Origin of the sequence: Streptomyces fulvoviolaceus (assembly GCF_000718165.1) — a bacterium.
GTDB classification, from domain to species: domain Bacteria; phylum Actinomycetota; class Actinomycetes; order Streptomycetales; family Streptomycetaceae; genus Streptomyces; species Streptomyces fulvoviolaceus.
Genome location: NZ_JOEY01000048.1, coordinates 25984 through 42366, shown reverse-complemented (window position 1 = coordinate 42366; position 16383 = coordinate 25984). Strand labels below are relative to the sequence as shown.

Here is a 16383-nt window from a genome sequence, read left to right as displayed (position 1 = left end):
CTCTTCCTGTCCGGACTCGGCGTCCCGCAATCAGGACAGGTGGGCCACCGCGTCCAGGTGGGGCAGGTGGTGGTCCAGCCGCTCCCGCTTCGTGCGCAGATAGGTGATGTTGTTCTCGCACGGCGGTATCAGCAGCGGCACCGACTCGGTGACCTTGATGCCGTGCTGGAGCAGCGCCTCCCGCTTGCGCGGGTTGTTGGACATCAGGCGTACGGAGTTCACGCCCAGGTCATGGAGCATCTCGGCGGCGACGCCGTAGTCGCGGGCGTCCACCGGCAGGCCGAGCGCGAGGTTCGCCTCGACGGTGTCCAGGCCCTCCGCCTGCAGGGCCATCGCACGGAGCTTGGCGAGCAGGCCGATGCCGCGCCCCTCGTGTCCCCTCAAGTAGACGACCACGCCGCTGCCTTCGGCGACGACGGCCCGCAGCGCGGCGTCGAGCTGGTCGCCGCACTCGCAGTGCTGGGAGCCGAAGGCGTCGCCGGTCAGGCACTCGGAATGCAGCCGGACGAGAACGTCGTCCGCGGCGATGTCACCGTGGACCAGGGCCACTTGTTCGTCACCGCGGTCATGATCGAGGTAGCCGACGGCCTGGAATTTCCCGTACACCGTGGGCAGCGGGGCATTCACCACGCGTTCCACACCGGTGCGCTGTGGTGCCTTCTTGCCGAGTACGCCAATTTTATCTGTCATGATCTGGTTCCTAAGCAGAGACGAAAGGCCGTGAAAAGATGAGCGGTTCGGGAATACGGTCGGCGGCGTACGGTCTGTTGCCGGCGGACACTACGGAAGACGTACGGACGCGAGCGTCGGGCGTCTCAACACAGGTCGCCGTGCTTCCGGTCGGGAGCTTCGAACAGCACGGTCCGTACCTGCCGCTGGCGACCGACACGCTCGTCGCCTGTGCCGTCGCCCGGGAGATCGCCGCCGCGTACCCGGTGCACCTCCTCCCGCCGGTGTCGATCGCCTGCTCGCACGAGCACGCGGCCTGGCCGGGGACCGTCAGCATCTCCTCCGTCACCCTTCACTCGGTGATACGGGACATAGCGGCTTCGCTCCGCCGCTCGGGCGTCGAGGCGCTGGTGGTGGTCAACGGCCACGGCGGAAACTACGTACTGGGCAACGTCGTTCAGGAATCCTCCGCCCGCGGCGAGCGGATGGCGCTCTTCCCGGCCGCGGAGGACTGGGAGGCGGCGCGTCAGGAAGCGGGCGTGGTGACCTCGCTGCTCACCGACATGCACGCGGGAGAAATAGAGACCTCCATTCTTCTGCACGCTCATCCCGAATGTGTCCGACCCGGATACGAAAGCTCCGATTTCGTCGCGGACGACCGTCGCCATCTCCTCACCGTCGGTATGTCCGGCTATACCGACTCGGGTGTCATCGGCCGCCCTTCGCTGGGGTCCGCTGAAAAAGGGAAAGCGTTGCTGGCGAGCCTCGCGGCTTCCTTCGGTACGTATTTCTCGCTGCTCACGGGGAACGACGACGCATAGGCGGGCCGAGGTTCCGGGTTCGCCGTGGCGGGCCCGGAGCGCAGGCCCTCGCACCAGCGGACGACCAGGACGACGGCGCCCGGCAGACTCGCCACGAAGCTGAGCACGCCGTAGACGACCGCGGTGGCGAGACCGCTGCTCGCGCCCAGACCCGCGGCCGCGAACGCCCAGGCGGTGATGCCCTCCCGGGGCCCGAAACCGCCGATGTTGAGCGGCAGTCCCATGGCGAGCAGGGCCAGCACGGCCAGCGGCAGCAGTGCGGCCACGGAGGCGGCGGAGCCCGCGATGTGGGCGGCGAGCACGAACATCCCGAGGTGGCCCGTGAGGACCACGGCGGACGAGAGCGCGACCCCCGGCCCGTTGCGGCGGGACAGCAGCCCCTCGCGTGCCTCGGCGAGGGTCGCGCGCAGGGCCCGGCCCCGGCGCGAGGGCGCCCGGTTCATCCGGAGGGCCACCACGACCGCGAGGGCGCCCAGCGCGGCGAGCGCGACGGGCGGGGCGAGGTGGCGGGCCTCGGCCAGCACCGGGGAGGGCATCGTCAGGAGCACCGCACCGCCGACGAGCGCCAACGCCACCTGTCCCGCGACCCGTTCGAGGACGACCGCCCGGACGCCGCGGCCCAGGTCGCCGGTGCTCTGCCCGTGGCGGACCGCCCGGTGCACGTCGCCGAGGACGCCGCCGGGCAGGGCCGCGTTCAGGAACAGCGCGCGGTAGTAGTCGGCGACGGCCGGCCCGAGCGGCAGCCGGATGCGCAGGCCCCGGGCCACCAGCTGCCAGCGCCAGGCACTGAACACGGTGGTGACCAGCCCGATCCCGAGCGCCGCCAGCAGCGTCGGCCCGTCGATCCGGCGCAGGCCGTCCAGGAAGACGCCGGTGCCCAGGCGCCACAGCAGGACGGCGAGGATGACGGCGCCCGCGACCGTGCCGAGGTGGGTACGGACGGCGCGGGGGATGCGGGGGGTGGTGGCCCGCGTCCCCGTGGTCATCTCCGGTGTCACTCCCGCTGTCGCCAGGATCGGTGCCTCCACCGTAGGGGCGCTCATGACTCCCCGCCCGTCGGCCGGGACAGCGCCAGCAGGTCACTGTGGTGGACGACGACCTGCAACTCTCCCGCCCGGCAGGCGGCCAGGCGGTCCTGCAGATAACGGTCGGCGCGCTCCCGCAGGTCCGGGCGCTGTTCCACGGCCGCGCCGACCCAGCCGCGCAGCCATTGGGCCGTCAGCGCGGCGTCGGCGGGGCCGAGGCGCCAGGCGCTCGGGTGCAGCCGTACCGTCGCGCCCCGGTCGGAGAAGGCCTCGCACGCGACGGTGATCGCGTCCGGGCCGAGCATGCCCGAGCGCCGCTGGTGGGCGTTGAACGCCTCGGCGATCTCGGTGTCCAGCGGGTCCGAAGGAGTGAGTTCGACCCGGCCGGCCACGGACAGCGTCAGCAGGGCCGGGCAGCCGGCTCCGGTGCAGGCGGCGGCGAGGGTCTCGATCTCCTCGCGGCTGAGGACGTCGAGCAGCGCGGAGGCCGTCACCAGCGAGGCGCCGGCGAGGGCGTCCGGGGTGAGCAGTCCGACGTCGCCGCGGCGCGTCTCGACCGTGACCCGGCTGCCGTCGGCCGCGGAGCGCGGGGAGGCGACGGCGGCGAAATGGAGCAGGTAGGGGTCACGGTCGTGCAGGATCCAGTGCTGGGGTCCGTCCAGCCGGGGTGCGAGCCAGCGGCCCATCGAGCCCGTGCCGCAGCCCAGGTCGTGCACGACGATCCCGGCCTTCCCCGGCATGTTGGCCAGCCGGATCCGCAGCGGATCGAGCAACTCGCCCGACCGCGCGGCCGCGTCGGGCCCCTCCCGCAGCTCCAGCCACTCGGGTGCGTACCGGGGCTGATCGTCGGGTCCCGCGTCCCGCAGCCGTACGGTGGGACGCTCGCCGGGGCGGATCGCGGGGCCGGCCCCGGGGATGACCGATTCTGCGGACGCGGGGGCCGCGTCCGACGGCAGGTCCCTCGGCCCGGACTGTGTCGGAATCATTCCGCCCCGCTTCGTCGCCGTCTTCCTCATGCCGCCCTCCTGGGTTCGCTCGGCAGTCGGCCCAGTACTCCGGCCAGGCTGCGGGCCGTGGTCGCCCAACCGTCCAGGGCGGCCCGCCGGCCCCGGGCAGCGGCCTTGAGCCGGCGTCGTACGTCCGCCTCACCGAACCAGCCGCGCAGTTCGGCGGCAAGGGCGGCGGGGTCCTCCGGCGGGACGAGAATGCCGGGCACGCCGCCGTCGGGGGCGCGGCCGACCGCCTCGGGGAGGCCGCCGACGTCCGTCGCCAGCACCGGGATGCCCCGCGCGAGGGCCTCGGTCACCGCCATGCCGTACGTCTCGGCGTAGGAGGTGAGGACCATGAGGTCGGCGGCGTTGTAACTGGCGTCGAGTTCGGCGCCGGCCTGCGGGCCCACGAGGTGCAGGCGGTCCTGGAGGCCGTACTTCCGGATCAGGATCCGCAGCCCGGCGACGTACTCCGCATCCTGCGCGAGTCCGCCGACGCACACACAGCTCCACGGCAGCTCGGTCACCCCCGCGAGCGCCTCGATCAGCCGGTGCTGTCCCTTGCGGGGCGTCACCGCGGCGACGCACAGCAGTCGGGAGACACCGTCGGTGCCGGAGGCGAGGGGGGCGATGTCGGCACCCGGGGTGGCGACATGGACCCGGTCGGGGGCGAGACCGTGGTGGGAGACGAGACGGCGGACGGCCCAGTCGCTGGTGGCGATGACCGCGGGGACCGCCCGCAGTACGGCGCGCTCCCTGGCGTCCAGCTCCACGGCCAGGCCGGGTTCGAGTCCCCTCTCGTCGCCGAGCGGGAGGTGGACGAGGACGGCGAGACTCAGCCGTTCCGCCTCGGGAACGATGATCTCGGGGACGCCGCAGGCGACCAGCCCGTCGATGAGGACGACGGTGCCGTCGGGAAAGTCCCGCAGGGTGCGCGCCAGTTCGGTGCGGGCCGCCGCACCCGGGCGGGGCCAGCTGCCCGCCACCGCGTGCTTGTGGACCTCCCAGCCGAAGCCGGGCAGGTCCAGACTCACCCGCCGGTCGTACGCGTTGCCGCCGCTCGGCGCGGTCGGGTCGTCGACGCCACCCGGCATGACGAAGTGCACGGAGCGCAGGGACATGGGGATGATCTCGGCGTTCTTGAGGGCGGAGTGCTGCACGGGCACGTAGCCCAGCGTCGTCTGCCCCGGCTTCTCGAGGGTCACGTCGGTCACAGGGCACGCTCGTAACTCGCCCAGGCGACGTGCGACTCGTGCAGGGTGACGGTGAGGCCCGCGAGGCCCTTGGCGCCCTCGCCGAGCGCGCCCTTCTCGATGCGCTGGGCGAGCCGGTCGGCGATGACCTTGGCCAGGAACTCCGTGGAGGTGTTGATTCCGGCGAAGTCGGGTTCGTTGTCGAGGTTTCTGTAGTTCAACTCGGCGACTACGGCACCGAGTTCCTGGGTGGCCAGTCCGATGTCGACGACGATGTTGTCGTCGTCCAGCTGTTCGCGCCGGAACGTGGCGTCCACCAGGAACGTCGCTCCGTGCAGGCGCTGCGCGGGTCCGAAGACCTCGCCGCGGAAGCTGTGGGCGATCATGATGTGATCGCGGACGGTGATGCTGAACAACGGACGACCCTCCAGGTGCGGCGCGTCTGGTCCCCCGCTGGTACCTCCCGGGGGATGCCGTGTAGTACGGCTCTTCGCTTCCCCTTGTTCAGCCTCCTCTCACTCTTTTCTCAGGTCAGGCGCTCTTGTCGTACCTCACCCGGTGACACAGGGCGGGAATCTCCCCACTGGCCAACTTCGGCATCACGTCCGGCAGCTCTTCGAACGCGCTTTCCCCGGTGATGAGCGCGTCCAGGGCCGGATCGGCGAGGAGATCGAGGGCCAGGGCCAGCCGGTCGGCGTAGCTGCGGCCCGCCCGGGCCGGGGACACCGTGCCGACCTGGCTGCTGCGGATGACGAGCCGCCGGGAGTGGAAGGCCTCGCCGAGCGGAAGGCTCACCTTCCGGTCGCCGTACCAGCTCAGTTCGAGGACGGTGCCCTCGGCGGTGAGGAGTTCGAGGGAGCGGGTGAGGCCCTGCTCGGTGGCGCTGGCGTGGACGACGAGGTCGCAGTCGCCGAGGGCGTCCTCGGGGGCCGCGAAGTCGACGCCGAGTGCCTCGGCGGTCTTGGCGCGGGTGGGATCGGCGTCCACCAACTGGACGCGGGTACCCGGGAATCGGGCCAGCAGGGCGGCGACCGAGCTGCCGACCATGCCGCCGCCGACGACCGCGATCCGGTCGCCGACCAGGGGCGCGGCGTCCCACAGGGCGTTCACGGCGGTCTCGACGGTGCCGGCGAGGACGGCCCGTGCGGCGGGAATGGTGTCGGGTACGACCGTCACCGCGCTCACCGGGACGACGTACCGCGTCTGATGCGGATACAGGCAGAAGACCGTACGCCCGACGAGGGCCTCCGGACCCTCCTCCACCACTCCGACACTCAGATAGCCGTACTTCACCGGTCCGGGGAAATCTCCCTCCTGGAAGGGCGCCCGCATGGCCGCGTGCTGGCTCTCGGGCACCCCGCCGCGGAAGACGAGAGTCTCCGTGCCCCGGCTGACGCCTGAGTAGAGCGCGCGGACGACGACCTCGCCCTCGGCCGGTTCCGGCAGGGCGACATCTCGCAACTCGCCTTGACCCGGACGGCTGAGCCAGAACGCTCGTGCGATGCGGTTCATCTGGCGTCCTCCTGAACGATCGGGAAGCTGTTCACGTACCGAGGTGTGCACAGGTCGCGCACAGTACGCGGCCTTGATCGACTCTGTCACCTGGCCGGAGGAATGTGCGGTGGCCCTGAACAACACTTACGACGCAAGGCTGGTCCAGCAGGAGACCGCGGTGGGAGCGGGTCTGCAGATCCTGTTGCTGGCCCTGCTCGGTACGGCGCTGGGTATGGGGCCGGCGGGCTGGCTGACCGGCCTCGCCTTCGCCGTCGCCACGTGGGCGGTGCTCTCCCGGGCACTGCACCGCACCCGGCCACGCTCCTTCGGCCCGGCGAACCGGGTGACCCTCGGCCGGGCGACCCTGGTCGGCGGCGTGACGGCCCTGGTCGCGGACTCCTTCGAAAGCTCGCCGCCGGTGACGCTGTTCGTGGGCCTGACGGCGGTGGCCCTGATCCTCGACGGCGTCGACGGCAAGGTCGCCCGCGCCACCGGCACGTCGACCCCGCTGGGCGCCCGCTTCGACATGGAGGTCGACGCGTTCCTGATCCTGGTGCTCAGCGTGTACGTCGGGATGTCGCTGGGCCCGTGGACGCTGCTGATCGGCGGCATGCGCTACGGCTTCGTCGCCGCGGCCCGCGTCTGGTCGTGGCTCAACGCCCCGCTGCCGCCGAGCATGGCCCGCAAGACGGTGGCCGCGCTCCAGGGCATCCTGCTCCTCGTGGCCGCGTCCGGGTACCTGCCGTACGCGGCGACCTTCGGGGTGACGGCGCTGGCGCTCGGCCTGCTGGTCTGGTCGTTCGGCCGGGACATCCTGTGGCTGTGGCGCACCCACCGGGCGGAGCAGGCCGTGGTGGGCGAGTTGGAGCTGGAGTTCGTCGCGGAGCGGGAGCCGGAGACCGTGGCTTCCTGACGGGGTCAGCCCTTGAGCGGCACCCGGTACACCGTCGACTCCCGCTGGTGGAACCCCTGCCGCTCGTACAGCCGATTGGCCGCCGCCCGGTCCGGGCGCGAGGTGAGGTCGACGGTACGGGCGCCCGCCTCCCGGGCGATCCGGATGGCCTCCCGGATCAGCAGCCCGGCGATGCCCTGACCGCGAGCCGCGTGGTCGACGATCACGTCCTCGATACGGGCCCGCAGTCCCGCGGGCGCGGGGAACATGACCAGCGTCAGGGTGCCGACGATCGCCTCGGCCGAACGGGCGACCAGCATGGTGTCGGCGTCACAGGCCAGGATGCGGCCGAGCGCCGCGAGGTCGAGGGGCTCGGCGGTCGAGGACAGCTGCGGCAGCATGCGCGCGAAGGCGTCGACGAGTTCCTGGTCCGCCTCCCGGGCGATCTCCACCCGGATGTCCTGGGTCTCCATGCCGCCGATCCTAGGGCCTGTTCTGAGTTCCCCCGTCGTCCGCGCGGAGCACGGGCGCAGCGGCGTTCGGTGCGTGCCCTCGGTGTGCGGCGCGGCGTCGGGGCGCAGGCGGGGGAACTCAGAACAGGCCCTAACGCCGCGGCAACAGCCCGATCGCCGCGACCGGTACGACGGCCAGCACCAGCCACGGCACCGCGACCGGAAGCCCCGCGTCCAGCAACATGCCGCCGGCGGAGCTGCCGACCAGCACGATCACCCCCGAGACCGAGGACAACGCCCCTGTGTACAGCCCCAGTCGTCCCTCCTCGGCAAGATCGGGGACCCAGGCCCGGGCCACGGGGGCGACGAGCATCTGACCGAAGGTGAGCAGCACGACGAAGCCGGCCGCGGGCAGCAGTCCCGCCGTACCGGTCCAGTCGCCGGGCCGCGCCACGGCGACGACCGCGAAGCCGGCACCGATGAGCAACAGCCCGGTCACCATGGACCGACGCAACGACAGCCTGGAGCCGGCCCAGCGGGTGACGGGGAGTTGGGCGGTCACCACCAGCAGCGAGGACAGGGCGAACAGCCAGGCCAGCGGCGCCTGCGAGCCCGCCGCACGCTCCACCTCGGCGGGGAGGGCGAGGTAGAGCTGGTTGTAGGCGAGGAGATAGGCGCCGTACGCGCAGCACAGGGCGAGGAAGCGCCGGTTGCGCAGCAACGCCGGGACGCCGCCCCGGACTTGGACACGCTCCCGTCCCGGGATGTGCTGCGGCAGCAGCCAGGCGTGCCCGGCGAGGACGAGCACGAAGATCCCGGCTCCGGCCAGACACACCGTGCGGAAGTCCACCGCCAGCAACAGCGCGCCCAGCAGCGGCCCGACGAACGCCCCCGCCTGTCCGGCCACGGTGAACAGCGCGAGCACGCGGGTGCGGTCGCCGCCCGAGGTCTCCTCATGGACGACGGTCTGCCGGGCGACCTCGGACTCGACGGCGGGCGAGAACAGCGCTGCGGCGAACCCGATCAGCAGGACGGCGCCGATGACCGCCCACGTCTGCTCGGCGTATCCGAGCCAGGCGAACCCCGCGATCCGCACCACGCATCCGGCGAGGACGACCGGCCGGATGCCGTACCGGTCGGCCAGCGCCCCGCCCACCACGAACAGGCCCTGCTGGCTGAAGGTCCGCAGCCCGAGCACCAGCCCGACCAGCCAGCCCGCCATGCCCATGGCCTGTCCCAGGTGTTCGGACAGGAAGGGCAGCACGGCGTAGAAGCCGATGTTGAAGGCGAGTTGGGTGAGGATCAGCAGATGCAGCAGGGGCGAGAGCCGGGTGCCGCCGGGCGTCTTCCGCAGGCCGACAGACAGGGAGGTCATCCGGTCTCCACCAACTCACGGGTGAGCGACGGCCGTTCGGCCAGGGTCGCCGATGTACGAGGACGAGCTCGCCGTATCCCGCCCGCCGCGCTCACCGCCAGCGCGCCGAGGAGGGCGAGTACGGCGGCGGGGGCGAGGACCGCCCAGGGCGCGCGCTCGGCGTAGGGCTGGTTCTCGGCGAGGAGCAGGCCCCACTCGGGCGAGGGCGGCTGGGCGCCGAGGCCGAGGAAGGCGAGTGAGGCCAGGGCGAGGGCTATGCCGGGCAGCCGCAGCAGGGCGTGCCGGGTGACGGGTGGGAGAACGGCGGGCAGCAGTTCGCGGCGCAGGAGGTACCAACGGCCCGCGCCCAGACCACGGGTGGCGGTCACGTGCAGGGCGGCGCGTTCCTGGCGCAGGAGAGCTGAGGTGTGCGCGGCAAGGGGCGCCCAGGCGACGACGCCCACGGCGAGCGCGGGCGTCGCGGCCCCGCTGCCCGCGACCGAGGTGACGAGAAGCGCGGCGAGGACGGGCGGTACGGCGTTGACGGTGTCGACGAGCGGCCCGGAGACCCGCGCCACCAGCCCGAGGAGCGCACCGGCGACCAGGGCGACGATGCCGATCGCGAGCGCGAGCAGCAGGGTGTCGAGCGCGCCGTGGGCGACCCGGGCGAGCATGTCCCGGCCGAGCGCGTCGGTGCCGAACGGCTGGGTCCAGGAGGGTGGTTGGAGTCGCCGGGTGGTGTCGAGGGCGAGCGGGTCGCGGGGCAGGCCGAGCGCGATGACGAGGATCAGCAGTCCACCGTGGACGAAGGTCGGGATTCCGCGGGTCGGCGGCTGCGGCCGGTGCAGGGAGGACAGGGCGCCGTCGCGCAGGGCCGGGCCGGCGAGTCGGCGGGTGGCGAGGGCGGCGAGTCCCGCGGCCGCGGCCGCGAGGAGGATCAGGAGCAGGGTGCCGGCCTGGAGGACGGGGAGGTCCTGGGCGAGGGCGGCCTGGAGGGTGGTGCGGCCGAGGCCGGGGATGTCGAAGATCTGCTCGACGGCGACGGATCCGCCGGTCAGGCCGACCACGAACAGCCCGAGGTTGGGCAGCAGTCCGGGCAGACAACGGCGTACGGCCTGGCGGGCGATGCTGCGGCCGGGCAGTCCGCGCGCGGCGGCGGCCAGGGCCCAGGGCTCGGCGAAGGCGCCGGGCAGCAGGTCGTCGAGGAGCCGCCCGATGACGGCCCCCGCGGGCAGGCCGAGGGCGAGTGCGGGCAGCACCGTCCACTGGGGCCCGTACCAGCCGAGGGCCGGCAGCCAGCCCAGCTGGACGCCGACGACGGTGGCCAGCACGGACGCGGTGAGGAACTCGGGCAGTGCGGCGAGCACGGCGGAGCCGCTGCCGGCCGTGCGCCGCCCGTCGAGCCGCCGGTGCGCGCCGAGCCGGAGCGTGCGGGCGCAGACCAGGCCGGCGGTGACCACCGCGACCACGAGCGCCACCGCCATCAGCAGCAGGGAGGCGCCCAGGGCCTGGAGCACGGCGGGCGTGACCTCGTCGCCGGAGATCCAGGACCGTCCGGCGTCCCCGCGCCACAGCCCGCCGAGCCACTGACCGAGGAGCCGCAACGGCCCATCGCCCAGCCCTAGTTGGGCCCGGATGTCGGCCAGCACCTCGGGGGTGGGATCCCGGTCCGCCGACCGCGCCTTGAGCACGGTCAGCGCCGGATCGGTCCGCGTCAGCCAGGGCAGCAGACCGATGCCGCAGACGAGGGCGGCCGCGAGCGCGGCACGCCACACGAACGTGGCCGCTTGCCGTCGCACACTCAGCGCCGGGTGCCGGTGCCGACGAGGGTGCGCTCGTACGGGTCGAGGAGCAGGCCGCTGACCGAGGTGCCGACGCCGGTGATGATGCGCTGGTGGACCAGCGGGACGACGGCGTCGGTACCGAGGATCTGCGCCTCGGCCGCCATGGCCGCGTCCTGCCGCTTGTCCGTGTCGGCGACGCCCTCCGCCTTCGCCACGGCCCGGTCGACGTCCTTGTCGCAGAGCAGCGCCAGGTTGTAGCTGCCCTCACAGCTGTAGTCGCCGGCGAGGACCGAGACGGGGTCGCCGGTGTCGAGGAGGCTGTTGCGGGCGCCGACGAAGGCGTCGAACCTGCCGGCCAGCGCGTCGCTCTCCAGTCGCGAGTACTCGCGCACCTCCAGCTCGACCTTGAACCCGGCCTTCTCCAGCTGCTGCTTCAACACCTGGGCCACTTCGGGGAGTTCGGGCCGGTTGTCGTACGTGGCGAGGGTGATCGTGGTCCCGTCGGGATCGGCGGCCTTCGCACGCCCGGTCGGCTCGGTCCGCTTGCCCTCGGCCCAGGTCACGGCGGGTCCGTAGATGCCGGCGCCCGGGTCGGCATACCCCTCGTAGACGCCCTTCGAGAGCGCGGAGGCGTCGACGGCCTGCCGGGCGGCTGCCCTGAGTCCCGCGTCCTTGAACGCTCCGGACTCGGTGTTGAGCTGCAGGCTCGTGGTGCGGGTGGTGGCCGTCGCCTTGCGGGTGTCCTCGTCGAGGGTCGCGGCCTGGGCGACGGGGATCGCCTCGGCGATGTCGACCTGGCCGGTGCGCAGGGCGTTCGCGCGGGCGGTGCCGTCGGCGACGAACTTCACGTCGACGCCGGACGCCTGGGCGCGGCCGCCCCAGTAGTCGTCGTAGCGGTCGAGGGTGGCGGCGGTGGAGCCGGTGACCTCGGTGATCTCGAAGGGGCCGGTGGCGTGGCCGACCGGGTCGACGCGGTCGCCGTAGGCCTTGGAGGACAGGACGGCGAGACTCGGGCTGGACAGGCGCAGGGGCAGTGCGGGATCGGGGTCGGCGGTGGTGATCCGTACGGTCGTGCTGCCCTCGGCCTTCGCGGTGAGCGTCACGCCGGACAGCGCGGCGGGCGCCGGTTCGGCCTCTGTGGCGTGGGTGAGGGCGGCGGCGACCGCGGACGGCGTGACGTCGGAGCCGTCCTGGAAGGTGGCCTCACGCAGGCCGAACAGCCAGGTGCGGTCGTTCTCGCGGCGCCAGGACGCGGCGAGCGCGGGGGCGGCGGCGCCGTTGGCGTCGAGGGAGGTCAGCCCCTCGGTGACGCCGAGGCGGCTGAGGAGGGTGGCGTCGGCACCGTACGGCGAGAGGTTCTCGGCGGGCGGGAAGGCGAGGGCGACGCGGAGCCGGGAACCGTCGTTCGCGTCGTCGGACGAGTCGCCGCTGCCGCCGGATGCGAAGCAGCCGGTGAGGACCGGGGCGAGCAGGACGGCGAGGAGCAGTCGGAGATTGCGCACGTTCTCTATCGCCCCATCGGTATCTCGAAGTGCACGATCTCCTGGCCACCGCCGGGTTCCTCGCGCTCGTCGTGCACGACCTTGCCGAGCGAGCGCCAGAAGTCCTCGGCGCCCGGCACCGCCGGATCGGTGTGCAGATATACGGCGCGGTAGTCGCCGTCCGCGGCCGCGAAGGCCAGCAGCTCGTGGACGAGCCGGCGGGCGAGGCCGCGGCGGCGGTGCTCGGGTCGGACGTACACGCGACGCAGTTGTGCGGTCTCGCCGGAGGGGTAGCGCTCGGCGAGTGCGCGCGGGTTCGGCGGGTGGGCCGGGCCGCGGGAGTCGAGGGCGGCCGTGGCCACGACCTCTCCGTCGCGCGGGTCGAGCGCGACCAGAAGGGTGTGGCGGGCCGGGGCGAGGTAGGCGGCGGCCGGGTCGATGATGTCGCCGTGCCAGCGCGGCACGTACCCGGTGCCGAAGTCACGGTAGACGGTGTCGAGCATCACGGCTCGCGCACCTTCGAGGTCGTCGGGGCTCGCCGCCCTGATGCTGTAGTGACGCACTTGCACATCATATGCATTAAGGAGGGCGGCTTGATCGCCAGTCGATTTGACAGTGATCGGAGACACGCCTTAAACCTACCGACATGACATCCATTTTCAAAAAGATGGAGCGGTAGTGCGCATCGCGTTCGTCGGCAAGGGCGGCAGCGGCAAGACCACCCTGTCGGCGCTGTTCACCCGCCACCTGGCCGGCTCCGGGGCGCCGGTGCTGGCCATCGACGGCGACATCAATCAGCACCTGGCCGAGGCGCTGGGCCACGACGGCGACGACCTGGGCGCCCCGCCCCTGGGCGCGCACCTCAACGACATCAAGGACCAGCTGCGCGGCACCAACCCGCGCATCGCCTCCCGCGAGGCGATGATCAAGACCACGCCGCCCGGCCGCGGCTCGCGCCTCCTGCGCCTGCTCGGCGACGACGAACTGCACACGCGGCACGTCCGGCACGTGGACGGCGTCCCGCTGATGGTCACGGGCGAGTTCGAGGAGAGCGACCTGGGGGTGGCCTGCTACCACTCCAAGCTCGGCGGGGTCGAGCTCTACCTCAACCATCTGGTCGACGGCCCCGGCGAGTACGTGGTGGTCGACATGACGGCCGGCGCGGACGCCTTCGCGTCGGGCCTGTTCACGCGGTTCGACATCACGTTCCTGGTGGCGGAACCCACCCGCAAGGGTGTCTCGGTGTACCGCCAGTACCGCGACCACGCCCGCGAGTTCGGGATCCGGATCGCCGTGATCGGCAACAAGGTGACGGGCGAGGACGACCTGCTGTTCCTGAAGGAGCAGGTGGGCGACGACCTCCTGACGCACCTGGTCCACTCCCCGTGGGTACGGGCGGCCGAACAGGGCCGTACGGAAGGCGAGTTGGAGCCCCACAACCGGCACGCCCTGAACATCCTGCGCGAGGCCGTGGACGCCCGCCCCCGCGACTGGACGACGCTGCACCGCCACGCCGTCGAGTTCCACCTGCGCAACGCCCAGGCGTGGGCGGGCGAGGAGCTGGCATCCCAGGTCGACCCGGACTTCGTACCGGGCCCGGCATCCCTCACCTGATCAACCCCCTTCCCCCCAACACACAGACAGGAAAACCACCTTCATGTCTCTCGACGTCTCCCCCACCCTCCTCGCCGAAGCCGAGCGCGGTGACATCCGCGAGGCGGACTTCGTGGACACCGTCCGCACGTCCCTCCCCTACGCCTACGACCTGATCGCCTCCCTCGCCGGCGAACTCCACGACGGCAAGGCCGAGTTCACCGACAACCAGACCCCTCCCCCGTCCGAGCAGGAGCGCGGCCAGCTCCTGCGCGCCCTGGCCAGCGACGCGATCCGCGGCAGCCTGGAACGCCACTTCGGCGTGGCCCTCGCCTTCCAGAACTGCCACCGGGTGGCGGCGTTCCGCCCGTCCTCGCTGGACGGTGAGACGTACGCACGCTTCACCTCGGTGCGGTCGCAGGTGCTGAACCAGTCGCCGGAGTTCAGGGACTGCTGAGCACTCCCTCGGTGTAGGCAGCCAGGCGCTCGGCCGCCCCGGGGTCGAGCGTCTTGAGGGACTTCTCCACCGGCCGCCCGCGATCGATCGCGGTCAGCGGGTCGGTCGGTGGGGTGTCGATCCAGTCGATGATCGGCCGTACGGCGTCCTCGACCGGGCGGGCGAAGAGCCGGGCCAGGAGCTTGATCGCCGCTCGGGTCACCGGGCTCGGGTGGCCGTCGGCTCCGCTGCGGGTGAAGCCCGGGTGGTAGAGGACGTAACGCGCTTTGCCCGCGGGCTGGTTGGCGAAGGAGACACCGAGGAGGTCGTTGGCGCGGCCGGCTTGGAGCTGGGCACGGATGGCGCCGTAGCGGTGGGTCAGCTGGGGGTCGTCCCAGGCGATCGAGCCCGCGGCGTTGCCGACGCCCGCGATATTGACGATCAACGGGGCCGGTGCCGCGTCGAGTTGGGGGCGCAGGAGGTGGCCGAGGAGGTAGCGGCTCAGGTAGTAGAGGGCGAAGGTGTACTCCAGCCCGTCGACGGTCTCCCGGCGCTTCGGGCTGACCCGGTTGGCGAACAGCGCCAACGCGTCGACCGTGTCGTGCCGTTCCTGGACGCGGGCGACGACGCGTTCGACGTCGGCGATCGAGGACAGGTCCGCCTGGAGGAAGCGCAGACGGGGGTTGCCCGCCTCGGCCAGCAGCCGCTCTCCCTTCGTACGGCTGCTGCCGACGACCGTGACGTGATCGCCCCTGCTCAGCCGGGCCAGCGCGGTAGCGCGGCCCATTCCGTCGGTTCCGCCGCTGATGATCACGGTCTTGGGTGAGGGGGCCGGCACGGAGATCCTCCTTGAGGTCGGATGGCGGTGGTCCCATCCTGGGTCTGTCCCGTCGGCGGCCGAAAGAAGGCAGTTTCATGTCCGGTACGCACACCGATGTGCCCTCCGTGCTCGCGCACGAGTTGCCCCGCCCGGTGCCCCTGGACGAGCTGGGGCTGTGCCCGGTCTCGGATGTGTTCCGGCGTCTGGGCGACAAGTGGAGCCTGCTGCTCCTGGTCCTGCTGGGCGGCCGCCCGCACCGCTACAACGAGTTGCACCGCTCCATCGAGGGCATCAGCCAGCGCATGCTGACCCGCACTCTGCGCAGCCTGGAGACCGACGGCCTGGTGTGGCGCCGGGTCCACCCGACTGTTCCGCCGAGCGTCGAGTACGGCCTCACCCCGCTCGGACGGACCCTGCTCGAACCGCTGTCGGCACTGGCCGACTGGGCGGTGCTGCACGCCACGGACATGGACGCGGCCCGGGCGCGGTACGCGGGCCCCGGGCAGACGCCGTAGACCTCAGGACGGATCGCCGGACCCCAGGAACGACTCCACGGCCGCCACGAACCGCTCCGCGTCGTCCAGCCACGGGAAGTGCGCGGCGCCGGGCTGGACGACCAGCTCGGCGTGCGGGAACAGCCCCGTGTACTCGACCATCGCGGGATGCGGGCCCGCCACGTCCACTTCCCCCGCCAGCACGAGCACCGGCCCGGGGAAGTCGGCCAGGGACGCCCGCGTGACCTCCGGGGCAAACGCACCCTCCGAGGCGTAGACCGCCGCCGCCTCGTCATTGCGCTGCTTGTCCTCCGCCGCCCGGACCGCCTGGGCCTCCTCGTCCCAGCGAGCGAACCAGAACGGGGCGATGGCCTGCCAGGAATCGGCCGTGCCCCTCCCCTCGGTGACCGCCTCCAGGGCCGCGTACACCGGGGTGAACCACTCCTCGTCCCGGCGCAGACGTGCGGTGCGCAGACGGTCGGCGGCGGTGATCTCGATGCCGACCGCGTAGACGCTCGGGGTGATCAGGGCCAGACGCGCGACGCGGTCCGGGTGGCGGGCCGTGCAGAGAGCCGCGAGGTTCGCGCCCCCGCTGTGGGCCAGGAGGTCGACGCGGTCCAGGGCCAGTTCCTGCCGCAACGCCTCGACGTCGTCGACCAGACGGTCGCAGCGGTACGACGCCGGGTCCGCCGGAGTCGCCGACTCGCCCGTGCCCCTGAGGTCCAGCCGGATCAGGGTGCGGTGCGCGGTCAGGCCGCCGAGGTCGCCGAGGTAGACGGAGTCCTGCACCGGGCCGCCGGGCAGGCAGATCAGGGGCGGGCCGTCTCCGGTCGCGTGGTAGGCGAGGGTCGTGCCGTCGGGGGCGGAGAAGGTAGGCATCGGCGCG

Annotated in this window: 17 protein-coding genes and 1 pseudogene; 5 read left to right on the top strand and 13 right to left on the bottom strand. The window is 72.4% G+C overall.

The window, feature by feature from the left end:
• Positions 1 to 30 precede the first annotated feature (30 nt).
• Positions 31 to 690 (bottom strand): GTP cyclohydrolase II, encoded by a 660-nt coding sequence (gene ribA / locus IG08_RS0140470; RefSeq protein ID WP_030615167.1) that lies wholly within the window; start codon positions 688 to 690, stop codon positions 31 to 33.
• 38 nt (positions 691 to 728) lie between these two features.
• On the opposite strand from ribA, the pseudogene IG08_RS57845 reads away from it, so the two are divergent.
• Positions 729 to 1478: pseudogene (locus IG08_RS57845) on the top strand (creatininase family protein); the annotation flags it as partial.
• Here the strand turns inward: IG08_RS57845 and IG08_RS0140460 are convergent.
• The 5 genes from IG08_RS0140460 to IG08_RS0140440 form a co-directional block, all read right to left on the bottom strand.
• Positions 1361 to 2476 carry a lysylphosphatidylglycerol synthase transmembrane domain-containing protein gene (locus tag IG08_RS0140460; RefSeq protein WP_234343089.1) on the bottom strand — a complete coding sequence of 372 codons (1116 nt, stop codon included), beginning with the start codon at positions 2474 to 2476 and terminating at the stop codon, positions 1361 to 1363. The pseudogene IG08_RS57845 and the gene IG08_RS0140460 sit on opposite strands and share 118 nt — an antisense overlap.
• A 53-nt stretch (positions 2477 to 2529) precedes the next feature.
• Positions 2530 to 3531: a class I SAM-dependent methyltransferase gene (locus IG08_RS0140455; RefSeq protein ID WP_030615159.1), complete on the bottom strand. Its 1002-nt coding sequence runs from the start codon at positions 3529 to 3531 to the stop codon at positions 2530 to 2532.
• Positions 3528 to 4718, bottom strand: a complete 1191-nt coding sequence (locus IG08_RS0140450; RefSeq protein ID WP_030615156.1) for a glycosyltransferase family 4 protein — start codon at positions 4716 to 4718, stop codon at positions 3528 to 3530. The genes IG08_RS0140455 and IG08_RS0140450 overlap by 4 nt, the downstream gene beginning before the upstream one ends.
• Entirely contained in the window at positions 4715 to 5113 is a 399-nt protein-coding gene (locus IG08_RS0140445) for a 6-pyruvoyl trahydropterin synthase family protein (protein WP_030615153.1), read from the bottom strand. The genes IG08_RS0140450 and IG08_RS0140445 overlap by 4 nt, the downstream gene beginning before the upstream one ends.
• 115 nt (positions 5114 to 5228) lie before the next feature.
• Positions 5229 to 6209, bottom strand: a complete 981-nt coding sequence (locus tag IG08_RS0140440) for a zinc-dependent alcohol dehydrogenase (protein WP_030615151.1) — start codon at positions 6207 to 6209, stop codon at positions 5229 to 5231.
• A gap of 109 nt (positions 6210 to 6318) precedes the next feature.
• Here IG08_RS0140440 and IG08_RS0140435 point away from each other — a divergent pair, with 109 nt between their 5' ends.
• A complete protein-coding gene (locus IG08_RS0140435; protein WP_030615149.1) occupies positions 6319 to 7104 on the top strand; it encodes a CDP-alcohol phosphatidyltransferase family protein in 786 nt (261 codons plus the stop codon).
• A 5-nt stretch (positions 7105 to 7109) separates the two neighbouring features.
• Here the strand turns inward: IG08_RS0140435 and IG08_RS0140430 are convergent, their stop codons facing one another.
• The 5 genes from IG08_RS0140430 to IG08_RS0140410 all read right to left on the bottom strand — a co-directional run bounded on the left by IG08_RS0140430 (position 7110) and on the right by IG08_RS0140410 (position 12717).
• On the bottom strand, positions 7110 to 7556 hold the full coding sequence (locus IG08_RS0140430) for a GNAT family N-acetyltransferase (protein WP_030615147.1): 447 nt from the start codon (positions 7554 to 7556) through the stop codon (positions 7110 to 7112).
• Between the two features lie 130 nt (positions 7557 to 7686).
• Complete coding sequence (locus tag IG08_RS0140425; protein WP_030615145.1) at positions 7687 to 8910, bottom strand: MDR family MFS transporter; 1224 nt, start codon at positions 8908 to 8910, stop codon at positions 7687 to 7689.
• Complete coding sequence (locus IG08_RS0140420; protein ID WP_030615142.1) at positions 8907 to 10688, bottom strand: ABC transporter permease subunit; 1782 nt, start codon at positions 10686 to 10688, stop codon at positions 8907 to 8909. Before IG08_RS0140420 ends, IG08_RS0140425 begins: the two co-directional genes overlap by 4 nt.
• Positions 10689 to 10690: 2 nt before the next feature.
• Entirely contained in the window at positions 10691 to 12175 is a 1485-nt protein-coding gene (locus tag IG08_RS0140415; RefSeq protein ID WP_078655925.1) for an ABC transporter substrate-binding protein, read from the bottom strand.
• Positions 12176 to 12180: 5 nt separating this feature from the next.
• Complete coding sequence (locus IG08_RS0140410) at positions 12181 to 12717, bottom strand: GNAT family N-acetyltransferase (RefSeq protein ID WP_078655924.1); 537 nt, start codon at positions 12715 to 12717, stop codon at positions 12181 to 12183.
• A 115-nt stretch (positions 12718 to 12832) separates the two neighbouring features.
• Here IG08_RS0140410 and IG08_RS0140405 point away from each other — a divergent pair, with 115 nt between their 5' ends.
• Positions 12833 to 13768, top strand: a complete 936-nt coding sequence (locus IG08_RS0140405) for an ATP-binding protein (protein ID WP_030615136.1) — start codon at positions 12833 to 12835, stop codon at positions 13766 to 13768.
• A gap of 43 nt (positions 13769 to 13811) precedes the next feature.
• Positions 13812 to 14204 carry an SCO5389 family protein gene (locus tag IG08_RS0140400; protein ID WP_030615133.1) on the top strand — a complete coding sequence of 131 codons (393 nt, stop codon included), beginning with the start codon at positions 13812 to 13814 and terminating at the stop codon, positions 14202 to 14204.
• Here the strand turns inward: IG08_RS0140400 and IG08_RS0140395 are convergent.
• Positions 14191 to 15021, bottom strand: coding sequence for an SDR family NAD(P)-dependent oxidoreductase (locus IG08_RS0140395; RefSeq protein ID WP_030615129.1), 831 nt, complete (start codon positions 15019 to 15021; stop codon positions 14191 to 14193). The genes IG08_RS0140400 and IG08_RS0140395 overlap by 14 nt on opposite strands.
• A gap of 77 nt (positions 15022 to 15098) precedes the next feature.
• Here IG08_RS0140395 and IG08_RS0140390 point away from each other — a divergent pair, with 77 nt between their 5' ends.
• Positions 15099 to 15518: a winged helix-turn-helix transcriptional regulator gene (locus tag IG08_RS0140390; protein WP_030615126.1), complete on the top strand. Its 420-nt coding sequence runs from the start codon at positions 15099 to 15101 to the stop codon at positions 15516 to 15518.
• A 3-nt stretch (positions 15519 to 15521) separates the two neighbouring features.
• Here the strand turns inward: IG08_RS0140390 and IG08_RS0140385 are convergent, their stop codons facing one another.
• On the bottom strand, positions 15522 to 16376 hold the full coding sequence (locus IG08_RS0140385) for an alpha/beta fold hydrolase (protein ID WP_043456424.1): 855 nt from the start codon (positions 16374 to 16376) through the stop codon (positions 15522 to 15524).
• Positions 16377 to 16383 lie beyond the last annotated feature (7 nt).

Excerpts from the sequence above, each read along its gene's own strand:
- IG08_RS0140430 (WP_030615147.1), bottom strand. The coding sequence starts at position 7,556 with ATGGAGACCCAGGACATCCGGGTGGAGATCGCCCGGGAGGCGGACCAG.
- IG08_RS0140425 (WP_030615145.1), bottom strand. The coding sequence starts at position 8,910 with ATGACCTCCCTGTCTGTCGGCCTGCGGAAGACGCCCGGCGGCACCCGG.
- IG08_RS0140440 (WP_030615151.1), bottom strand. The coding sequence starts at position 6,209 with ATGAACCGCATCGCACGAGCGTTCTGGCTCAGCCGTCCGGGTCAAGGC.
- IG08_RS0140460 (WP_234343089.1), bottom strand. The coding sequence starts at position 2,476 with ATGACCACGGGGACGCGGGCCACCACCCCCCGCATCCCCCGCGCCGTC.
- IG08_RS0140390 (WP_030615126.1), top strand. The coding sequence starts at position 15,099 with ATGTCCGGTACGCACACCGATGTGCCCTCCGTGCTCGCGCACGAGTTG.
- IG08_RS0140455 (WP_030615159.1), bottom strand. The coding sequence starts at position 3,531 with ATGAGGAAGACGGCGACGAAGCGGGGCGGAATGATTCCGACACAGTCC.
- IG08_RS0140400 (WP_030615133.1), top strand. The coding sequence starts at position 13,812 with ATGTCTCTCGACGTCTCCCCCACCCTCCTCGCCGAAGCCGAGCGCGGT.
- IG08_RS0140385 (WP_043456424.1), bottom strand. The coding sequence starts at position 16,376 with ATGCCTACCTTCTCCGCCCCCGACGGCACGACCCTCGCCTACCACGCG.
- ribA (WP_030615167.1), bottom strand. The coding sequence starts at position 690 with ATGACAGATAAAATTGGCGTACTCGGCAAGAAGGCACCACAGCGCACC.